Source organism: Chitinophaga sp., from assembly GCF_036569125.1.
Lineage (GTDB): Bacteria > Bacteroidota > Bacteroidia > Chitinophagales > Chitinophagaceae > Chitinophaga.
Genome location: NZ_DATCRF010000302.1, coordinates 1 through 20301 on the forward strand (window position 1 = coordinate 1; position 20301 = coordinate 20301).

The 20301-nt window shown below is 47.2% G+C and carries 15 protein-coding genes; 3 read left to right on the top strand and 12 right to left on the bottom strand.

The genetic code is table 11. The features are described 5' to 3' along the window. Together VIM87_RS11125 and VIM87_RS11130 are read right to left on the bottom strand one after the other, a co-directional pair. A partial coding sequence (locus VIM87_RS11125; protein WP_331997061.1) for a PhzF family phenazine biosynthesis isomerase occupies nucleotides 1–438 on the bottom strand: 438 nt, incomplete at its 3' end. 1 nt (nucleotide 439) lies between these two features. Continuing rightward, the gene (locus VIM87_RS11130; protein WP_331997062.1) at nucleotides 440–1234 is read right to left on the bottom strand and encodes a PhzF family phenazine biosynthesis protein; all 795 of its coding nucleotides are present in this window, start codon (nucleotides 1232–1234) and stop codon (nucleotides 440–442) included. A gap of 105 nt (nucleotides 1235–1339) precedes the next feature. Here VIM87_RS11130 and VIM87_RS11135 point away from each other — a divergent pair, with 105 nt between their 5' ends. Together VIM87_RS11135 and VIM87_RS11140 are read left to right on the top strand one after the other, a co-directional pair. After that, a complete protein-coding gene (locus VIM87_RS11135) occupies nucleotides 1340–2257 on the top strand; it encodes an AraC family transcriptional regulator (protein WP_331997063.1) in 918 nt (305 codons plus the stop codon). A gap of 90 nt (nucleotides 2258–2347) precedes the next feature. After that, a complete protein-coding gene (locus tag VIM87_RS11140; RefSeq protein ID WP_331997064.1) occupies nucleotides 2348–2800 on the top strand; it encodes an SRPBCC domain-containing protein in 453 nt (150 codons plus the stop codon). A gap of 105 nt (nucleotides 2801–2905) precedes the next feature. On the opposite strand, the gene VIM87_RS11145 is transcribed toward VIM87_RS11140, so the two are convergent. From VIM87_RS11145 to VIM87_RS11165, 5 genes are all read right to left on the bottom strand, one after another. After that, nucleotides 2906–4030 carry a hypothetical protein gene (locus VIM87_RS11145; RefSeq protein ID WP_331997065.1) on the bottom strand — a complete coding sequence of 375 codons (1125 nt, stop codon included), beginning with the start codon at nucleotides 4028–4030 and terminating at the stop codon, nucleotides 2906–2908. A gap of 141 nt (nucleotides 4031–4171) precedes the next feature. Then, nucleotides 4172–5155 (bottom strand): polyprenyl synthetase family protein, encoded by a 984-nt coding sequence (locus tag VIM87_RS11150; RefSeq protein WP_331997066.1) that lies wholly within the window; start codon nucleotides 5153–5155, stop codon nucleotides 4172–4174. 62 nt (nucleotides 5156–5217) lie between these two features. Beyond that, complete coding sequence (locus VIM87_RS11155) at nucleotides 5218–6222, bottom strand: Hint domain-containing protein (RefSeq protein WP_331997067.1); 1005 nt, start codon at nucleotides 6220–6222, stop codon at nucleotides 5218–5220. 20 nt (nucleotides 6223–6242) lie between these two features. Further along, the gene (locus VIM87_RS11160) at nucleotides 6243–7412 is read right to left on the bottom strand and encodes a histidinol-phosphate transaminase (protein ID WP_331997068.1); all 1170 of its coding nucleotides are present in this window, start codon (nucleotides 7410–7412) and stop codon (nucleotides 6243–6245) included. A gap of 274 nt (nucleotides 7413–7686) precedes the next feature. Then, nucleotides 7687–9264, bottom strand: coding sequence for a flavin monoamine oxidase family protein (locus tag VIM87_RS11165; RefSeq protein ID WP_331997069.1), 1578 nt, complete (start codon nucleotides 9262–9264; stop codon nucleotides 7687–7689). Between the two features lie 163 nt (nucleotides 9265–9427). On the opposite strand from VIM87_RS11165, the gene VIM87_RS11170 reads away from it, so the two are divergent. Beyond that, nucleotides 9428–9748, top strand: coding sequence for a hypothetical protein (locus tag VIM87_RS11170; RefSeq protein ID WP_331997070.1), 321 nt, complete (start codon nucleotides 9428–9430; stop codon nucleotides 9746–9748). A 63-nt stretch (nucleotides 9749–9811) separates the two neighbouring features. Here the strand turns inward: VIM87_RS11170 and VIM87_RS11175 are convergent, their stop codons facing one another. From VIM87_RS11175 to fcl, 5 genes are all read right to left on the bottom strand, one after another. Then, nucleotides 9812–13597, bottom strand: a complete 3786-nt coding sequence (locus VIM87_RS11175; RefSeq protein ID WP_331997071.1) for a glycosyltransferase family 2 protein — start codon at nucleotides 13595–13597, stop codon at nucleotides 9812–9814. A gap of 22 nt (nucleotides 13598–13619) precedes the next feature. After that, nucleotides 13620–14939 (bottom strand): glycoside hydrolase family 2 TIM barrel-domain containing protein, encoded by a 1320-nt coding sequence (locus VIM87_RS11180; RefSeq protein ID WP_331997072.1) that lies wholly within the window; start codon nucleotides 14937–14939, stop codon nucleotides 13620–13622. A gap of 222 nt (nucleotides 14940–15161) precedes the next feature. After that, nucleotides 15162–17060, bottom strand: a complete 1899-nt coding sequence (locus tag VIM87_RS11185) for an ABC-F family ATP-binding cassette domain-containing protein (protein ID WP_331997073.1) — start codon at nucleotides 17058–17060, stop codon at nucleotides 15162–15164. Nucleotides 17061–17723: 663 nt separating this feature from the next. Beyond that, nucleotides 17724–19295 (bottom strand): hypothetical protein, encoded by a 1572-nt coding sequence (locus VIM87_RS11190; RefSeq protein WP_331997074.1) that lies wholly within the window; start codon nucleotides 19293–19295, stop codon nucleotides 17724–17726. A 66-nt stretch (nucleotides 19296–19361) separates the two neighbouring features. Next, a complete protein-coding gene (gene fcl / locus VIM87_RS11195; protein WP_331997075.1) occupies nucleotides 19362–20300 on the bottom strand; it encodes a GDP-L-fucose synthase in 939 nt (312 codons plus the stop codon). Nucleotide 20301 lies beyond the last annotated feature (1 nt).

Sequence of the window (20301 nt, forward strand, 5' to 3'; positions counted from 1 at the left end):
ATAGTCCCTGGCTTTTAATACTGCACGTGGCTGCTGGCTGAGTGATTGTGCAATAATCTCCGGTAACGGCGCCGGTACAGGTTTGCGGGAGGGGAAGTCCAGCGTGTACAGGTCTTTTTCTACCCGCACCTGCAGTATGCCGCTTTTAGAGGTGAACACGATCGTATCCTCCGCATAATTCAGGATGGTTTTAAGCGCATGCGCGCTGGCCAGCGTAGCGTGTCCGCAAAGGTCCATTTCTATATCCGGTGTAAACCAGCGCAGCTCAAACTGTTTACCATTGGGTACAAAGTAAGCGGTTTCAGATACTGCATTTTCTTTGGCGATCTTTAACAACAGCTCATCATCCCGCCAGGCCGCCAAAGGCACTACACAAGCGGGATTGCCGCCAAACAGCTGATCGGTAAAAGCGTCTATCTGGTAAAGTGGTAACTGCATGTTATTGGTTTATGGCATAAGTGCCTTTAATTACGGTTACGGCCTCGCCGGCCAGTATGGTACGATCGCCTTCCAGCTTTATTTTCAGCACCCCGCCCCTGGCAGATGCCTGGTAGGCCAGCATGCTGTTTTTGCCCAGCTTTTGCGCCCAGTAAGGCGCCAGGCAGCAATGTGCGGCGCCGGTAACCGGGTCTTCATTGATGCCTATAACCGGTGCAAAAAAACGGGATATAAAATCAAATTCAGAGGTGTTGCGGGCCTTTGCAGTAACGATCACTTTGGGATATTTAGCCAACCGTGAAAAATCAGGCTTAAGGCCCAGCACTTCCGCTTCTGTAGCCAGTTCCACCAGGTAGCGGTTATCCACAAATATCGTCTGTACAGGGCTCACCTGCAAAATATCCAGGATCTCTTCCGGCAGCTGCACGGGTTCTCCTCTTAAAGCAGGAAAGTTGAGCTCAATCCAGCCATCCTGCTGCCGCGCTGTTAATATGCCACTTGCGGTGTTAAATGTAATGGTATCAGCGGCGGATGCCAGCCCTTCCCGGAACAGCGTATGCGCAGTAGCCAGCGTGGCATGGCCGCACAAGGGAACTTCTACCACCGGGGTAAACCAGCGCAGGTTGAACTGCCCATTCTCAGGGGTTACAAAAGCCGTTTCCGACAGGTTGTTCTCCGCTGCTATCTGCTGCATCAGCTCCGCGGTAACCGTATCATCTACAATACATACAGCAGCCGGGTTTCCCCTGAAGGGCTTCGCTGTAAAAGCATCTACCTGGTAAAAAGGAATATTCATGGCGGTATTTTTAACACTGCAAAATTCAGTAAAATCCCGTTACCATAACAGATGCAGTTTTGTAAATTTTGACCAGATCAGATGGGCAGGGAACATTTTGTAATTTTGAAAGGTCTTATGCAGGAGGAAAAACAACAACACACATCAGAACACGGTACCAGGGATAGCATTACCTGGACGTTTGACGATATTCGTATAGGGCATGCTGTGTCTAAATTCAACTGCCTCACCAGCTTCCAGGGCGCCAGCGATGCGGATGTAGTGCGCTTTCATTTTGGGCTGAAGGGTGATTACAGCTTTACCTATAAACAATTAGATCAGACCTATGACCTTATTGGCGGGCATCATAATATTATGTACTCCAAAGGATTTGATATTGAAGTAAAGAATAAAAGCCTGGTGCTGGAAACCTTTGGCATACAGTTCCCCAAAGCCCTGTTTGTACAGTTCACGCAAAACGCCAACGAACCGCTGCAACGTTTTGCCGCCAGCATTATGGAAGATAAGAATGTAATGCTGTCCAACAACTGGGGCGCCATTGATGCGCCCATCCAGCAGGTGTTACAGCAGATCATTCACTGCAAATACGGGGGCGATCTTAAAAAGCTGTTCCTGCTTTCCAAAAGCATAGAGCTGCTGGTATTATGCGCGGAATCTTATATTACTGCCAATCAGCAAAAAGATATTTTCCTGAAAAATAAGGCCGACCAGGAAAAGATCATTGCTGTGCGTGACCTGATCAATGAACGGGTGCACTGTCCGCCCAACCTGTCGGAAATTGCCAGAACCGTAGGGCTGAATGAGTATAAGCTGAAACGCGGTTTCAAGGAAACCTTTAATACTACCGTATTCGGCTACCTTACAGAACAGCGCCTGCAGCTGGCGCACCAATACCTGCGCGATACACAGAAAACCGCCGCAGAAATATCCTTTGAGCTGGGATACGCCACCCCGCAGCATTTCAACAATGCATTCAAAAAGAAATTCGGCTTCACTCCTTTTTCTGTTAGAAATAATCCATAAAACGCAATCACCCCCAAAGGTAATGTTGCTAATATTGTGGCGTTAACGGTTCCGGAAACCCGATCAATCATCATTTAAAAATTACAAACAATGAGCACGCCATTAATCGTACAAAATACCATTGATATTAAGGCCCCGGCCGCCAAAGTATGGGACGCGCTGGTAAACCCCGCACAAACTAAAAAATACATGTTCGGCTGCGAAACTGTTTCCGACTGGAAAATTGGCAGCGAGCTGTTATGGAAAGGCGTTTTTGACGGCATTGAAATAGTGGCTGTAAAAGGTAAGATCGTTGACCTGCAGCCGGAAAAGCGCCTGGTTTACACCACCATTGATCCCAATGGCAGCTATGCCGATGTGCCGGAAAACTATTTAACGGTAACCTATACACTGAGCGAAAATAACGGCGTTACCAACTTTAGCGTTACCCAGGGCGATTACTCTAAAGTTGCCGACGGACAAAAAAGATATAAGGATACCGTAGCCGGCGGCGGCTGGGGATCTATACTGGTGGAGATTAAGAAGCTGGTGGAAGAGAATTAGGAATGTAAGATCATAAATGCAAAATCTTAAATGTAAAAGTGAATGCATAAACATCCGCTGCATTCACTTTTACATTTTACATTTATGATTTTACATTTTTCATTTTCATTTCACCACTTCCACATATTCCATATCATCCAGCCGGGCAATAATGCCCCATCCGTAAAAATCATTGGATAAGCCTACCAGCAGCTCATTTTCCCCGGCTTTCAACGGCAGTGTAAAGGACGCATTTTCTATGGAGCAGCGGCCTTCCGGCGCTTTCATAATGGGCCGTGCATACAGGTTCTTATCAACAAAAAGGGGCTGGCCATTAATAAATACCCAGATCTCATCACTGAAGCCCAGGCTTACCACACGCTTTTGTTCGGTAGCAGCTTTCAGCTTTACCTTTAACCAAACCACCCGGCGGCTTTCACTAAGTCCAAAACGGCGGGTCAGGTTCACCAAACCGCGGCGCTCTGCTGTAATGTTTTCCCAAACCGTTTCCTTGGGCGGCAAGGCGCCGGCAAATAATTCCTGTCCGTTAGGCAGGGGCTGCGGCTGACTTATGGACCATTCCCGCAAATAACGGGGATCATGGGCAACAGGGTCTATACCTTCTGCCGGTAACAGCCCTGCTACCTCATTGGGGGTAACTACCAGGTTGGCAATAGCTGTTTTACCGTCAAATGCCAGCCCGCCCTGCGTAGTATTACCTTCCAGCCGGGGTACTTCCATTACCGGGCGGCTCATATCATTAATATAGATGAGCATTTGCAGGCCGGATACCACCAGCTTTATATGGTTCCACTCCTTTTTTTTGTAGGCGGCAGGTCCCTGGTATTGCGGCAGCATATCCCACAGGTTCACGCCCTGTATAATGGGTGCATATTGAATGGACCATAACACACCGGGCTTTACGCCGCCGTCTACCCGCAAATAAAAGTATTCACTTTCCTTATCGTCCTGCCTTCTGAAATAAATACCGGTGAACCGGCTGCTATCCGTTGGCGCCATATCAAACTCAATGGTGCCATTGGTAAAATTGAAGTCATTTAATACTACCGGGGGTTTATTGGCGAGGATTTGCAGCGCGGGCACGCCATTGTATTCAGCAAAGCTGACGGTTCCGGGTGTAAAGGTCCAGCGGTTGGCGGTCAGGGGGATCTTTACAGCGGCAGGTTTCTTTTGAGCAAGCGCCAGTAATTGAACATGCAGGCATAACAGGAGGAGAAAGGCTTTTCCCATAGCGTTATTTTTTTCTGTTTAAATGAATAAAAATTGAACGCCCTAAAGGTGAAAGCAAAAGCTAAAAAGTCCGTTTCAAAACCAGTGCAAGTTAAGCGCAAGTTGATGCAAGGGCACAAACAATTGAAAATCAACAAGCTGTTATTTACTCAGCAAAAGCGCCGTTAGCTCCTGCAAGGGCCTTTTGTTCACAGTAGGTACGGAAATATTAGCCAGGTGCTGCAGCGCTATTTGCTGTAAACGCTCTTTTTCCCTGAGCACCCATTCACCGGCTTTACAATTTTTATACAGCTGCGCCAGGCCTGGCATGGCATCCGTAACCGGTAAGCTAAGCAATGCCTGTAACTGGCTGCGTTGTTCGGGTGTGCTCCATTCATAGGTTTTTAATAAAAGGCTGGTTTTTCTGTGCCGGGTTATATTTTCAGGCGGCCCGCTAAAAGCCTCCTGGTAATCATCCTGCAGCTGCAGGGCAATACCTATGTTCTTCCCAAAAATGTAAATATGTTCCTGGTCGGTAATACCGGCGCCGCCGATGATAGCGCCCATTTGCAGGCTTACGGCCAGCAGGGCGGCATTTTTCAGGATAACTTTATGCAGGTGATCACTATAAGTAAGCACGTTCAATGGTTGCGCTTCCTGGTCAAGGTCCATTTGCTGCCCTTCACACACGGCCCTTGCCGCTTCATTGAACAGGTGAATGACCTTTTGCTTGTGCCGGCCCTGTATACGGTTCAGGTGATCGTAGGCATACAGCAGCAAGGTATCGCCGGTGAGAATGGCGGTGGGTGCGCTGTACTTAATATGCAGGGCGGGCTTGCCCCTGCGCAGGGGAGCGGCTTCCATCACATCATCATGCGCCAGCGTAAAATTATGAAACAGCTCCAGGGCATTGGCGGCCAGGAATGCATCCATTTGCAGGGGGCCAATGAGCACATTCCCCATCAGGCATAAAACAGGATGGATACGTTTGCCTCCGCTCTTTAACAGGTAGTTAATGGCGTTATACAGGTTAACAGGTGTTTGGGGAAAAAGCCGGTTATTGAACTGGTTTTCAAAGGCAGCCAGCAACACCTCAAAGGAGTGGGCAACAGTGGTTGTATTTCCAACAGGGAGAGGGGGTTCCATAGTTTCTGGTTTTCACCAAGATACCCCCTCCCGCCTGAAATAAGATTGCAGTACGGCTTACCTCATTTTTGTAATACCATTACATTGTTCATCATAAAAGTGCTGCCGCCGCTGGTAACCATGTTATACACTTTTTGCACGCCGCCGGCTGCTTCTGATCTATTGAATACGGTAAAGGTTTCATACGTGTGAGTGGCTTCATCCAGGCAAAGCACCTGCTCACCTTCCGCAATTTCCCCGATCGGTTTTTTACCGGTAGCCGTTAGCATAGGATGATTGGGCGTAGCCTGCAACACTTTACTGTGCAGCGTTACCAGGTTACCGGCTGCAGTTTGCTGCTCATGTGCAGCTATCACCAGCAGGCTGGTAATAGCATAGTTTTCCGCATCGTGCACTACCAGCTCCTTCACTTTCACCGTATTGGGCTGGTGCGTAAGGGGATCAATGGTGATCACCTCATCACCGGGCTGAATGTTCTTCAATTCCTTTTTAGCGCCATTGGCCATAGCTACTTCCTGGTTACCCGGGAAGCAGATGTTATTGCTGTAAGTGGCCGATTCTTCTTTCAGGTTCTTACCACCGCTGGCAGCTTTGTATTGCTGAAAGCCAAACTCTTTGGATAATACGTAAGAGAGCTTTAGCACAAAATTCTTCTCTTCTTTGTCGATGCTGTGAATATCTTCAAAATACTTTTCCCATATTTCTCCTGCTGCGCGGAAACCCGGCAGCACGGCGGTGTACAGCGTTCCTTTTTCATTGGTATAATAGATCATAGTGCCCAGCTCCTGCATACCCTCTTTGGCAACCAGCTTGTAAAGATCGATCCGTTTCTTCAGGCCGTCATCGCCGGTAATAAAATAGGGCTTGCGCATTTCATAGCGGTCCAGCACATAGGTATTATCAAACTTTACATAGGTATCATTATCCAGGTCTTTTACCTTAAATGTTTTTGCCTTTGTATATTCTTCCATGGTAAGCGCACGGGCAGCAGGTGCAGCGGCGCCTCCCTGGGCGTAGATGTTATAATAACTGCACAGCAGTAATATGGCGATAATAATCTTTTGCATAATCTTCAGTAATAAATAAATTATGATAACTCTTTAAATGCGGCGGCAAAAACTTCCATTTCATCCATGCGGCCAATGCTGATGCGGCACCAGTCCTTCCCGTTCACCATCCAGTTGCGCAGGGCTACGCCACGTTTCATCATTTCATCTACAAAGCGCGTCCCCTCCATCTTTAAAGGGAACATAGCAAAATTGGTAACAGAAGGAATGTATTCATACCCTTCCTCCTTTAATGTTTTATACAGGAAATCTTTGCTGGCCAGCGTTTTCTTCAGGGCATCGGCCAGGAAGGGTTTATCCTGGTAAGATGCAATGGCAGCATGCAATGCAGGTGCAGAAATGGCGTATTTATCTTTGGTGTACATTTCTATCTTTTCCAGCATTTCCGGGTGCGCCATTACATAACCAACCCGCAAACCTGCAAATCCATAGAGCTTGGAGAAGGTGCGGGCTACTATTATATTCTGGCCTTTCTTCAAACAATCAACCATGGTAGCTGCCTGCGGATCAGGTAAATAATCTATATAAGCCTCATCCACAAACACGGTTACTTTTTTGGATACGCGTTCGCAAAAAGCCTTCAGCTTTTCCGTATCCACGGCAGTGGCGGTAGGATTGTTGGGATTGCAAACGTATACCAGCTTAGTATTGGCATTCACGGCCTTTTCCATGGCATCCAGGTCGAGCTTGTATTCTGCCGTAAGCGGCACTTTAACCCATTGCGCGCCTATCTTCTCTGCGCTTTTAGGCAGGTCATCATAGGTAGGATCGCCGGTTACCACGTTGCCCCCGTCTTTACAACAATAAAGAGCCGTGGCCATTAATAAGGGCGATGAGCCTGCGCTTAGTAAGATCATATCTTTTCCAACTCCTTCATAGCTGGTTATTTTATCTTCCAGCTCTGTGAGGTGCATGAAGGGATATTGATAGCTGCTGGCCAGGCTGTCAATAATAGCCTGCTTGGCTTTATCGGAAGGACCAAAAGGATTTTCATTGGCAAAAAGTCGGGCCTTTATTTCCACCGGTATGCGGCGTGCAAATTCAGCATCTGTTAGCTGGCCCGGGGAGGCATGTTTGACGGCAGGGGCAGCAACAGCTGCCACACCATTCAATGTTCCTGTCAGGAAAGGCAGGCTTCCCGTAAACAGTGCACTGGTCTTTAACCAGTGACGGCGATTCATGGTTGACATAAGCGTTTAGAATTACAGGTTGGTAATGTGAGCTGAAAGCGCAAAGCATAAAGCATAAAGCTGATTGTGTTTTGCTTCCAGGTGTTTTGCTTAAACTTTTATTGTTTTTATAAAGCCAGGTGCAACAACCCCAGGGATAAAGCCAGTTATATTTTGCACCGGTGGTTTACCTAAGCTTGTTCAGTTATATAGATCCGATAGTTAATCACGTTTGTTCAAGCGGTGGGCTTTTGCACTGGCACTACAAAAAGCTTTCTGCTTTTTGCTTTACGCTTTATGCTTTCGGATACGCCAGCCGCTGATCCGTTACCCGCGCATGCACAGCCGTTACTACGCTCCTCGCAGATTCAAAGGCCCCTGCCATCCAGGCATTCAGGTAGGTCATATGCTCACCGGCAAAGTATACCTGTTTATCCGGCTGCAGCATGGCCTTGTATAAAGTTTGCCGTGTTTCTGCATTATACAGCGCCCAGCCGCCCATGCTATATGGTGTTTTATGCCAGCTGATGGAAAACCCGGTTTCAAATTCCTTCGCGTACTGCGGATGTATTAAGCTGCCTTTTTCCAGCGCCAGCTGCTGCCGTTGCTGTAATGATAAAGCGCTTACCTTATCTGCAGTTTCATGAAAATTATAGTAGCCGATCAGGATGCCTTTCTTTCCTAAATAATCGTTGGATGGATAGAAGATCTGGGTCAATTCATTGTTCGTATGTGTAATGCCGCCGTAAATATGCTCATCTTCTTCCCAGAAACGACGTTTGAACTGCAGTCCCATTTTGCCGGTGATCATGTAAGGGATATAATCTATAGCCCGGCTAACATCCGATGAAAAGTTGTGTTGTATATTGCTCAGCACCGGCAAAGGAAGGGTGCATATGCAAAGATCGCCTTCCAGCTGCTTTTCACCAAATTTGTCCTTATAGGTGATCTTTACCCCTTGCTCCTGGTTTTGTATGGCGCTTACCTCACAGCCAAAACGGATCAGCGGCGCCACTTTTTTCTCCAGCGCTTTAGCGATCATGTCATTACCACCAATGGCCTGGAACATGGTCATCTGCAGCTCATAGGTATATTCCGCCACATTGTAAAAGTCAGGGTCCATTAAGCCCGACTGGATAATATCAGCCAGCTTGTAGGGGTCGGCTATTTTACCGGCCTTGTCGCCTGCGCCGGCATCCTCAATGTAACCACGGCGGTTAGAGGCTTTGTAGAGCTTATCTATATCCAGCCCGCCTTCTGCGCGCAGGTATTCAATGATCTTTTGTGCATCTTCTTTGGTAAGACCGGCATCTACCTGGTGCTGGTCAATAGCTTTGGCCAGCATTTCGGTAATGTAGCCGCGCACATCATTATGTATTTCCCGTATGCGGATCTTTTTGTTGGACAGCGGGCCTTTGCCTTCGCTGAAATAATAGGCTGCTTCGTTTACGTTATTGTACACCTGTATGGGCACACCCAGCTCTTTGCAATAGTGCAGTGTAAGCGCATGGTGGTGCGGAATGCGGGATGGCCCTGCATTGAAATACAGTCCTTCATCAAATTGAGCCGTTTGCAGCGGTTGCCCGGTTTCCTGTAAGGTAGCACCTTTGCGAATGCTCCAGCAACGGCCACCGGCGCGGTTACGTGCTTCCAGTATGGTGCAGCGGTAACCCAGCTTACCTAATTCATAGGCAGCTGTCATGCCCGACAGGCCCGCGCCTAAAATAATGATGTGTTTGTTCTTACCGCTACCTGTGAGCTCAAAAGCATGTGCAGGGGCTGGTTTTAATAATCCCAAAGCCATCATGGCCGGGTAAGCGGCAATGGCCGATTTACCGGCTGTTGTTAAAAATTCCCTTCTTGAAATTGGCATCTCCCAATTACATTATTAAATAATCTATGTTCTTAAGTTAATCAAAAAAAGGCAGTTGATTATCATTTTTTATATGAATGAATTTATATGATCAAATATGTAAATATAATTGAAACTGCACTGGCATACTTCTTGAAACCCTCTATTAAAAATCAACACAATTATGAACACGATTAAAAACATCCGGACCCTTTTGTTTGCCGCAGCTATCGGCATAGCCGGCACCCTTATTACATCCAATACATATGCGCAGGTAGATACGGTTATCAAAAAAGTAGGCAACACCGGTAAAAAGGTAGGCCACAAAACTGCTTCAGTTGCGGTGAAAGGCGCCTCCAAGATCACCGATAAAACCTACAAGGGCAAACAAGGCCCCAATGGCGAAACCGTGTATATTGATAAAATGGACCGCAAGTACATTGTGGACGACAAGGGCAAAAAAGTATACCTGAAAAAATCAGAGATCAGTGATAAGCCGGAATAATTAAATGACCGCTTATGCAGCACCGGCGATGAACAGCAGGTCCTGAAAGAAAGAGGTCTCATATCATAGCGGAATATTTAAAGGTGATTGTACCGCCAATACATCATTTCCTTTACTGGCGGCAAGGTATAAACGATAAGTAGCAGCATCCCGTGGCATGCTGATCTCAATATTTGTACCCTGCCCCAGTTTTTTCATATACAGCGCATTCCCCCAATGATCTGTTTTTACCAGGTGCCATTCAAAATGCCATAGTGATGAAGCAGGCGAAGCCAGCACCCAGTTTTTCCCATTCTTTATAATAACCTGGTAATTCAATACATCATCTGCCTTGGTTAGCCTAGACGGCCGCAGGATATGCAGGTCCGGAAATGCCGTTTTGGCGCCTAAGCCCGCCCATTGGTTTCCCAGCTGGTAAAAAGCAGGCCTGTAACGGCCAAAATGATCCACTAAACCATCAAAGGTCATGTAATCCCGTTCACCTACGTCCTGCCAGTTGGTTATAAATGTGCCGGTATGGTGGTTGCTGAGCTGCTGGTATTGCGCCACCGGCACCTGGCTCAGAAAATAAGGAACCGCTAAGCTGTTTAACTGGCTTATACCAGCGGTATCCTGTGTAACGATCAATCCAAAAGCGTCTATTTCCGGCAGCTGCTGCTGTAAAAACTGTAGTACAGTTGCAACCTGTTTGTTTGCGCTTACGTCCATAGTTACCGGCCTTACGGGGTCAATAGCTTTGATACGGTTCACCAGCTTTTTAAGCCAGGTAGTATATGCCTGCTGATGGTATAACAACGTGGGTTTATAAAATTGCCCGGCCAGCCGCTGCCACAGCGTATCTCCTATGTTCCAGGCAATAATTGTTTTGTTATCCTTCAGCTCCTTTACCGTGGCAATAACCTCATCGGCAGTACGGTCCAGCTCTTTTTTATTACTCAGCACATCTGATACCGCCGGTACCCAGAATGTATAATGCACCCGCATATTATACTTGCCTGCTACCGCCAGTATATTCCTGTCGTATACACCGGGGCCGGTTCGTTTAATGGTGTTAATACCCAGGTGCCGCATCAATTTAAAATCCCTGCTTATTTCCCGCCGGGTAAGGGTATAAAAATTCTTATACCAGTGCTGGCCTTTCTGATAATTGATGCCCCGTATTGTATCCGGGAGCCTGCGTTTTTCTTTGATGGGCGTTTTATATACAGAAAGGCCCGGAATGGGTTCATAAGCGCCTACTGCATGATACCCTTTGGTAGATTGATAATTGGCCAGATCCGTAAAATAAGCGCCGGGGTTATTCAGCCGCCAGTTAAGTACCTTTGCGCCGCTGTCGGCCGGTACATTACTATCCATTGCTGAATTAAACAGCACGACCGCTTTTATTTCTTTATATGAGTTGCTGATGCCTTCAAAAAGTTCGGCAAACCATAGCCGCTGGTTACCTGCCGCGCCCAGTGAGCCGGTTTCCGTTAGCATAACAGGGAAGCCCGAACGAAAGACCGGTTGCCGGTGAAAGGGTGCATACAGCTCTTTAAAGCCATACCATTTACCATCTCCGTTATAGCTGCCGTAATTAAGGCTGGTTACACCTAACCAATCCACATAGCCGGAGCCCGGGAAGTAAGCAGGTACGGCCTCCGCCTTCCAGGGATTCCACACCCATACCACATTATTCACCTGTTTCCGTACAAAAAAATCGTGCACATACTGCCAGGCATTAATAAACTCCTGCGGAGTGTTATCCCCGCTTGGCGACCACGGATAAAAAGGATTATCCGCCTCATGTGCAAACCGCAGGTATACCGGCCGGTTAAGGGCTTTCAGCTGTGCTGCAAATTTTTCAAGGTAACGGTCAAAGGTGCCTTTAACCAGGTAATGGAATACTTTTTTCTCCCCGCGCAGCTCTTCATTATCTGCGGCGTATTTGAACAGGTGGGTCCAGGGCTCCCAGGTGATGAGCGGGTAAGAGCCGTTGTTGTATATTGAATCTATCAGCGGTTGCGGTATATAACACCGTTCCTCGTCGCCCCAGGGAATGTATAATGAAACAATCCCAAAATGTGTATTATAGTTTTGCTGGTAACGGTTTACCTGCTGCATGGCTGTGAGACCATCCGCAGCCGACGGGCTGAATATACCTGAATAGAAAACGTATTGTTTAAGAACGCGCATATTAACCGGCTGCGGGTAGCGGGAGGCGCCGGTCAGAAAATGTAAGGCCGTAAATGTGATCAGCATCATAAATACCAGCGCAAACTTGCGGATACCCGTATACACCCCATGCCGGAAATACCATAATTGCCTTTTGAATGACAACCAGTAAAGGAACATAGGCTTTATGAAAGCAAACCTTTCCTTAAAACGTTTCTGATCATTGCGGCGGCTGATGATGATGTTAAACAACATGATACAAAAGTTCATGCCCGCAATACCAGCCATTACCCAGGCATAAGGGTTCCAGTCTGCATGCAGCCCATAAAAAATAGCGCCCAGGGAAGCCAGTGCAATAACAGCATTGGGAATATTAAGGGGCCAGTTATCTGATTCATTATCATCCTTGGGAGTAGGTATATAAGGCACCTTCTTTCGGATAATGGTATAAAAGAGCCCTAATATATAGATCCACCAGGTACCTATCAGCAGCAGGCCGCCCACCACATGATTCCCCCTTTCATTCTCACCCATTACCCAGCGCTGCACAAAATGCCGTATCACAAGGGTAGCGCTGATAAAAGGCAGCCCTGTTAATGCAAAAGATAACAGGTCCATTCGGAAGGGAATGAGGCCCAGCGACAGGGACAGGATAGGAATTAAAAAATTAAGGAAGAATATAACACCGGAAAAATAATGAAATGGAATAGTGCCGTAATGCAGGCGCTGCGCCCAGGTGAACTGCTTAAATAAGCGGGGAAAAGTGGTAACCAGCAATTCAAAGGTTCCCCTTGCCCATTTTAACTGCTGTTTGTAGTAAGCAGATAAAGTAGATGGCACCAGCCCATAGGTAAGCACTGCAGGCACATACACCGATCTCCAGCCTTTGGCGTGCAGCTGCATGGCGGTATGCATATCTTCCGAAAGGCCGGCAGCATGCCCGCCAATAGAATCCAGCGCCTGCCGGCGAAAAGTGCAGTTAGCGCCAATAGCCAGCACAGTCCCATAGCGGTTCATGGTCATCATCATGGGGCCATAGAACTGGAAAGTTTGCTGTGCAGCGCCTTTAGCGATCAGGCTATCTCCCAGGTTGCCATATGCCTGCACCACCTGCACAAAGCCTACAGCATCATCACTAAAATGCGGTATTATGGGGTCCAGGAAATCAGGCAGCGGCACATGATCAGGATCCAGCACCACACACAGCTCGCCGGTAGCCTGCTGCAATGCATTGTTAATATTACCTGCTTTGGCATCTTTCTTATCAATGCGTGTTACATGATGCACGCCCAAACGCCGGCATACACTTTTCAGATAGGGATCATCTGCTTCATCGCACAAATAGGTCTCATGCGGGTAGTGTATGGCCTGAATAGCTTCCAGGGTTTCAACGATCATTTCATAGGGTTCCCCGGCGCAGAAGGTAGTTAAAATATCTACCGTAAATTTTTTAGTAAGGGGTGGCGTGGGAGGTACGGTTATAAACATGTAATGATACCATTCATGCAATACCCGTAAACAATTAAAAATAGTAGCCGCCATCAACAACCAATAGAAAGGTGCATAGCCTATCTGTTGCGGATCAAGCAGGCAATATAAAAAATGGCCCATCCCAATAATCCCCATGAAGATCATGATCCGCAGGGTCCATATTTCTATACGGGTAGGCGCCGTTGCATACTTGGCTGTTTGCATAATTACGCTTCACTTTTCACTTTTACTCAACTACATAAAAGGGTGTATTGGCCGTTGCAAAATGCCCATGGCCATCCAGCACTTTTACATATATACGGTAAGGGCCCTCCTTTAGAGGCGCCCGGAATACACATTTTGTATTACGGCCCGTGGTAACGGTATCCAGCACGCGCTGGGTATTTTTTCCCAGCTCATGAAACCAATCTTCCTGCATTACTTCCCAATGGTATACCAGGCTATCCGGCACGGCGCCCTCCATCAGCACTTCTGCCGCCTGCGGGCTGTTTGGCATAACCATGATATTATCTGCCGCGCCTTTACTGTTCAGCAACATGTATCTGATCAAAGGTGGCTTTGCATTTACCGGGCGGCCGCCCCATAGCTCCTGTATCACACTTACTGCCTGCGAACCGGCGCCCTGCTCATCAAACATACTGAACCAGGTAGGCGTGGTCTCCTGCTTTTGCCCCCAGTAAAATACCAGCGCACCAAGGAACCGTGGATCCTTCAATGGCAACATACCGTACATGTTCCGGTAATGCTCCGCCTTTTTTGTACTGGTATTTTCAATGGGTGCGCCCCAGGCAGTATTACTTACCTCCCAGGGGCCATATGCGCCCCATTCGGTTATCAGGTAAGGACCGTTCCAGCACCACCGGTATAACCGCAGCTTGCTGTTTAATATTTTCAGCTTCCCAAATGTGTTAAAGGAAATAAGATCCAGGTTATTTACGCGTAACTGGATCAACATGGTTTGCAGCACATTAAAATTAGCCATCGTGCTGGTTACCGGGTGATCAGGATCAACGGTGTGGATCATATCCAACAGGTTATTAAATGCCTTATAAAAGGGGCTGTAGCCAATACCTGCATTAAAGCCCAACTCATTGCCCAGGCACCACATTAACAGGGCCGGATGGCCTTTATATTGCTTTACGGTATGCTGCAATGCAAGAAATAGCGCCTGTACTTTGGCAGTATCTTTATAGAAATAATCCAGGTAGGCGCTGCCAGGCATTGGCAGGCCTACAATAACCGCCAGGTTATTACGCTGCGCTTCATCCAGTATATTCCCCAGGTTTACTGTATCCCAGGTTCTGATAGTATTGCCCCCGATCTGACTTAACTTTTCGAGATTAGTGTATCCGGATGCTCCTCTTACCACGAATGGCTTGCCATTGCGGTAAAGCACATACTGCTTCCCTTCTTTCTGAATAAATACTTTGCGGTTATTATGAGGAGATATCGTGGTTGGACAATGGATAAAAAAGAAAAGAAAAGTAAAGCCAGTTAATACTTGCAGCAAGCGGATAAACCTTCGCAGGTTCCTCCCGTTTTCCATGTTCTGTTTAAATAAAGTACGGTGTATTTATGGTCTGGTTGTATAATCATTTGGTTGTATGGTCCTCTAGCATTCTCTCTTTTAATTTACGAAAAAAGGTCCGGTTTTCCGGGATTAAGCTTAGCATTTTTCATGCCGGATTCTTCTGTATTAAATAAAACAGCTGGTTTGCCGGGATAAGCCCCTGCAAACCAGCTGCACATTAGTTCAAACTATATTATTTTATTGTTCCATTTCACTCAGCTCCAGCCAGCGCATACCCTTTTCATCCAGCAGCTGTATCACCTCTCCTACCCGTCGGGTAAGGGGTTCCAGCTCTTCATAGGGCAGGCTGCCGCCGGACAGCTTTTCATCAATCGTTTTCTTTTCTGTTTCCAGTTTTGCTATTTCCTGCTCCAGCAGCTCCAGCTCACGTTTTTCCTTATAAGATAATTTACGCGCTTTGGGCGCTTCTGTTACCGGCGTTTCTTTTATGGCACTTGTAGCGGGCGCAGCAGCTTCCTGCTTCTGGCTGCGGCTTTCTTCTTTTTCCCATTCCCGGAACTGGGTATAGTTACCCGGGAAGTCACGCACCTCGCCACCGCCCTCAAATACAAACAGGTGATCTACCAGCTTGTCCATAAAATAACGGTCGTGGCTAACAATGATAATACAGCCCTGGTATTCCTGTAAAAAATCTTCCAGGATGCTGAGTGTGGGCAGATCCAGGTCGTTGGTAGGTTCATCCAGCACCAGGAAGTTAGGGTTGCGGAACAAAATGCTTAACAGGTGCAAACGCCTTTTTTCGCCGCCGCTTAACTTTGATACATAGGTATATTGTTTTTCCGGCGGAAACAGGAACAGCTGCAGGAACTGCGCGGCGCTTACCTTTGTACCATCTGCCAGAGGAAAATGTTCGGCAATGTTCTTCACAAACTCAATAATGCGCACATCCTCCTTCAGCACCAGGCCCTGTTGATTATAGTTGCCGAATACTACGGTATCGCCTATATTAATTTTACCGGAATCTGCCGGCTCCTGCCCCAGCAGCATATTCAGGAAGGTGGACTTACCTACCCCGTTCTTACCTACCACGCCTATACGCTCTCCTTTTTTAAAGGTATAGTCAAAGCCCTTGAGTATGGTAAGATCGCCGTAAGCTTTATACACTTTCTTTAACTCCAGGATCTTTCCGCCCAGGCGGGTCATTTTTACGTTCAGCTCCAGCTGCTGCCGCTCAATGCGTACGCTGGCTTTTTCCTTTACATCATAAAACGCATCTATGCGCGATTTAGCCTTGGTAGTGCGGGCTTTAGGCTGGCGGCGCATCCATTCCAGCTCTTTGCGGTACTGGTTACGGGCTTTTTCCACGCTGGCCTTATCACTCTCTTCACGGGCAGCCTTTTTTTCCAGGTAGTTTTCGTAATCGCCTTTATAAATGAACAGCTGTTGCTGGTCCAGCTCTATGATCTCATTACATACGCTGTCCAGGAAGTAGCGGTCGTGGGTAACCAGCAGCAGGGTTACATTTTCCTGGTTCAGAAAACTTTCCAGCCACTCGATCATAGATACATCGAGGTGGTTGGTAGGTTCGTCCATGATAAGCAGGGTATGCTTGTGCTCAAAACCAATATCTATCAGTACTTTGGCCAGTGCCACGCGCTTTAGCTGCCCGCCGGAAAGGGTGCCCATGTGCTGGTCCAGGTGATGAATATTCAGCTTTCCCAGGATCTGCTTCACCTTGGCATCAAAGTGCCATGCACCCAGCTCATCCATTTTGGCAATGGCGTTTGCTAACAGGGCAGGATCCGGATCACCGTCCTGGTCGGTAAGGTGCTCATATTCCCGGATGGCGTTTAAGATGGGATGGTCCTGTGCAAAAATATTAGCCAGGATGGTTTTCTTCAGGTCAAAAGCGTTCTGCTGTTCCAGCATTACCACGGTCACCTCTTTGTGTACCCATACTTTTCCTTCATCTACCGTTTCCTTGCCGCAAAGTATGCGCAGCAGGGTAGATTTGCCGGTGCCGTTCAGGGCCACCAGCGCTATTTTATCGCCTTCCTCAATGTGAAAAGAAATATTATTGAACAGCGGCTTTTCGCCGTATGATTTTGTGATCCCTTCAACCGTTACGTAATGCATGGGGCGAAGATAGTAATTGGGCCGCTAATAAGCGGCAAATTAGGCGGGCTCACCAGTGGGCGGGCATTATATTGCACCATCCGGAAAATTTTCGTACATTCATTTAGGAATTATATCAAAAAACGTTTGATACCTTTTATGTTGGTTACAAATGCTTTTGTTTATTTTTCTGTCTCCTGATCTGTATGGAGTGCTGTTAACCACTGCTCCACTACATTCAACAGCAAGTCACAGGTTCTGACTGTAGTATAGTGTATGCTTACCAGGTTTTTTTACATCCTAAAAGGCTGCTATACGAGATCGGCCTTTATCCATTGGTTTATTTTTCATTTTCCAATTACAGAGCATGTACCCTGAGGGCGTAAAAAAACCCTCCCGTTACACACGGGAGGGCTAAAACGCTTTTCACCATTTTAATGCGGAGATGCTAAGTGCTTTGAATAAAGTGGATGGTTAATGAGTATCCGGCTTTCCAGCTTTATTTTCCTGCTTTTCTTAAAACATTGTTCACCAGCATGTACAGTGCAGTGATCTCCACCATAACGATGCAATGTAAGACGAGTATCGGCATAATTTTGAGTAACGTTGTGTATGTGCTACTCTACTAAGATAAATCATTTGGATACTTAAAATGCCCCCATTTCGTGTGATTATTGTGCGCTGCTAAAAGTCATAGTAGAGCTGCCGGAAGGTGCTGCGCAAACCAACCTGGAAAACATATTCATTGAACTTCCATGCATCATTTTTCTCTTTGCGGCCTATCACGGAAACCTCTAAACGCATGTTATTCTTTGGATTCAATAAGAATGCAATGGTTCCCTGCAGATATAATAAGTTGGTAGACAATCCCTGCCCGATATGATTATCATATTCAAGTGTACGGGTATAGTATGATTTGAAAATGTTCTTGCCGAAGTTAGTGTTCGCCGTATCAAGGCCATATTTGGCCAGCATTACTTCACCACGCAAAAACCAGCGCCGGTATTGGTAATCTGCAATGCTCACCCATTCAACAAAATTGGCTCCCATGGGATGGGCCAGCGGCTGGTTATAATGGCCGTAGTTATTTAATGATGTACGCTGGGAGTAAGTGAACGGACGCGCTGCATTTACTTCTGTGAGCACATTCAGTTTTTCTACATCAAAAATGTTATTGGACCGGAAGCCTACCTGCCCACCAAATTTATTTCCCCACCATCCGCGGCCTTTGGTCATTTCGCTGAGCTTAAATTCATCCAGGATAAACTGTCCGTAAAAAGTGCTGTTCCTGGTTGCGGCGTATTTAACATTTAAACCCATCACCGCATTATCAGAAGAGCCTACGGAAAATTCCACAGGGCGCAGGAATATAATGGGGTTCAGGTAGCTTACATCAAATCCCCGCTTGCCGGTTGAATCGGAATCCTGCCATATTACCGCTCCATATAAGCCCAGCGACAACTTTTTGCTTACATTCCAGTCCAGGTAATTAAATACCCCCCATTTTTTCCTATAGCCGTTATCGTAAGAAGCCTTGGGATATTGCATATCTATGAACTGGGCCCACATGGTGGTGTATTGTATGCGGCCTACGTTAGCGATTATTTTCAGGAACGGATAATTAAACGGTACGTCTGATAATAGCATAGAGCGGTAACCGTCGCCAATAAAGTTCTTATCATATCCCAGCTGAAAATCGAAATGCCGGCTGGCTTTATAATTGATCAGCGCAGAGGCATACGCAAAATCATAGGCGTCACCGTCAAAGTATTTGAATTCCCCCTGACCAGGCACCACCCTGGTTGGGCCGCTAAAATTTTCCACGTACCGGGGAAACTTTCCCTGGTTCTCATAAAACTCTGTATAAAAAGTAAGATTATTCCCAATGCGGCCTCCGGCAATAACTCCACGGGTATTCAGCCAGGTAGTGCCATTCCAGTTACTGTGTCCTACCTGGAAATCCGGCAGGAAGCTGGCGTAAAAATCATAATCGTCCCCTTTATATTCCAGCAGGTGTTCCTGGAATAGCTTACGGTGGAACCAGCTTCTCTTGCGGGTACTATCTTCCGGTAAGGTAAAGGTGGGCTGTACCATATAGTCCCGCATGGAAGAATGGTAGCTGTATCCCCCGGTATCTGCTACCGGTTTGTAAAAGCCTACTGAATACTGGCGGCCGGCGCTTTGTGCCTGTACATTATGAGCCACCGCCAGGCAGCAGGGTAGCAGCAGGGATAATGCTTGGAGTTTTTTTAGCATAATATTTAATTGTGCAATGGGGGCAAAGATATGTATAATACAAAAGTAATAGGTGCTTCCTCCCTTTTAGTTTTTGTCCCAGCCGGTTTGCAATATTGCTTCGTATACCCGGCGAATACCGTGATCCAGATCTATTTTGGCCTGCCATCCCAGGCTATGCAATTTACTTACATCCATTAATTTACGGGGCGTGCCATCCGGTTTGGAGGCATCAAACTGCAGGGCGCCGGTATAACCTACAATATCCTTTATTAACCGGGCCAGGTCTGCGATGCTGATATCTTCCCCCACCCCTATATTCACCAGCCCTTCCTGGTCATAATGCTGCATCAGGTAAAAACAGGCATCTGCCATATCATCGGCATGGAGGAGCTCGCGTTTAGGGGTGCCCGTTCCCCAGATAACCACCGAGGGCGCCTGCTGCTCCTTTGCTTCATGGAACTTGCGCAGCAGCGCCGGTAATACATGCGAGCTTTGCAGATCGTAGTTATCATTAGGGCCGTAAAGGTTCGTAGGCATTACGGAAATAAAGTTACAGCCGTATTGCGCCCGGTACGCATCGCACATTTTGATGCCGGCTATTTTAGCTATCGCATAAGGCTCATTGGTAGGCTCCAGCAGGCCGGTAAGCAAATAATCCTCTTTCAGCGGCTGCGGGGCCAGTTTGGGATAAATGCAGGACGAGCCCAGGAACATCAGCTTCCTTGTTCCACTCACATAGGCGTGGTGTATCACATTGCTCTGGATCATCAGGTTATCATACAGGAATTCTGCACGGTAAGTGTTATTGGCCATAATACCACCTACTTTGGCTGCCGCCAGGAATACATGATCCGGCCTTTCCTGTGTAAAGAAGTCAGCCACCGCCTGCTGGTTACGCAGGTCCAGCTCCTGCGAGCTGCGGGTAATAATATTATAAAAACCCGCCTGCTGTAACCTGCGGATAATGGCTGAACCCACCATGCCGCGGTGACCGGCTACATATATTTTGTCGGACGGGTGCATA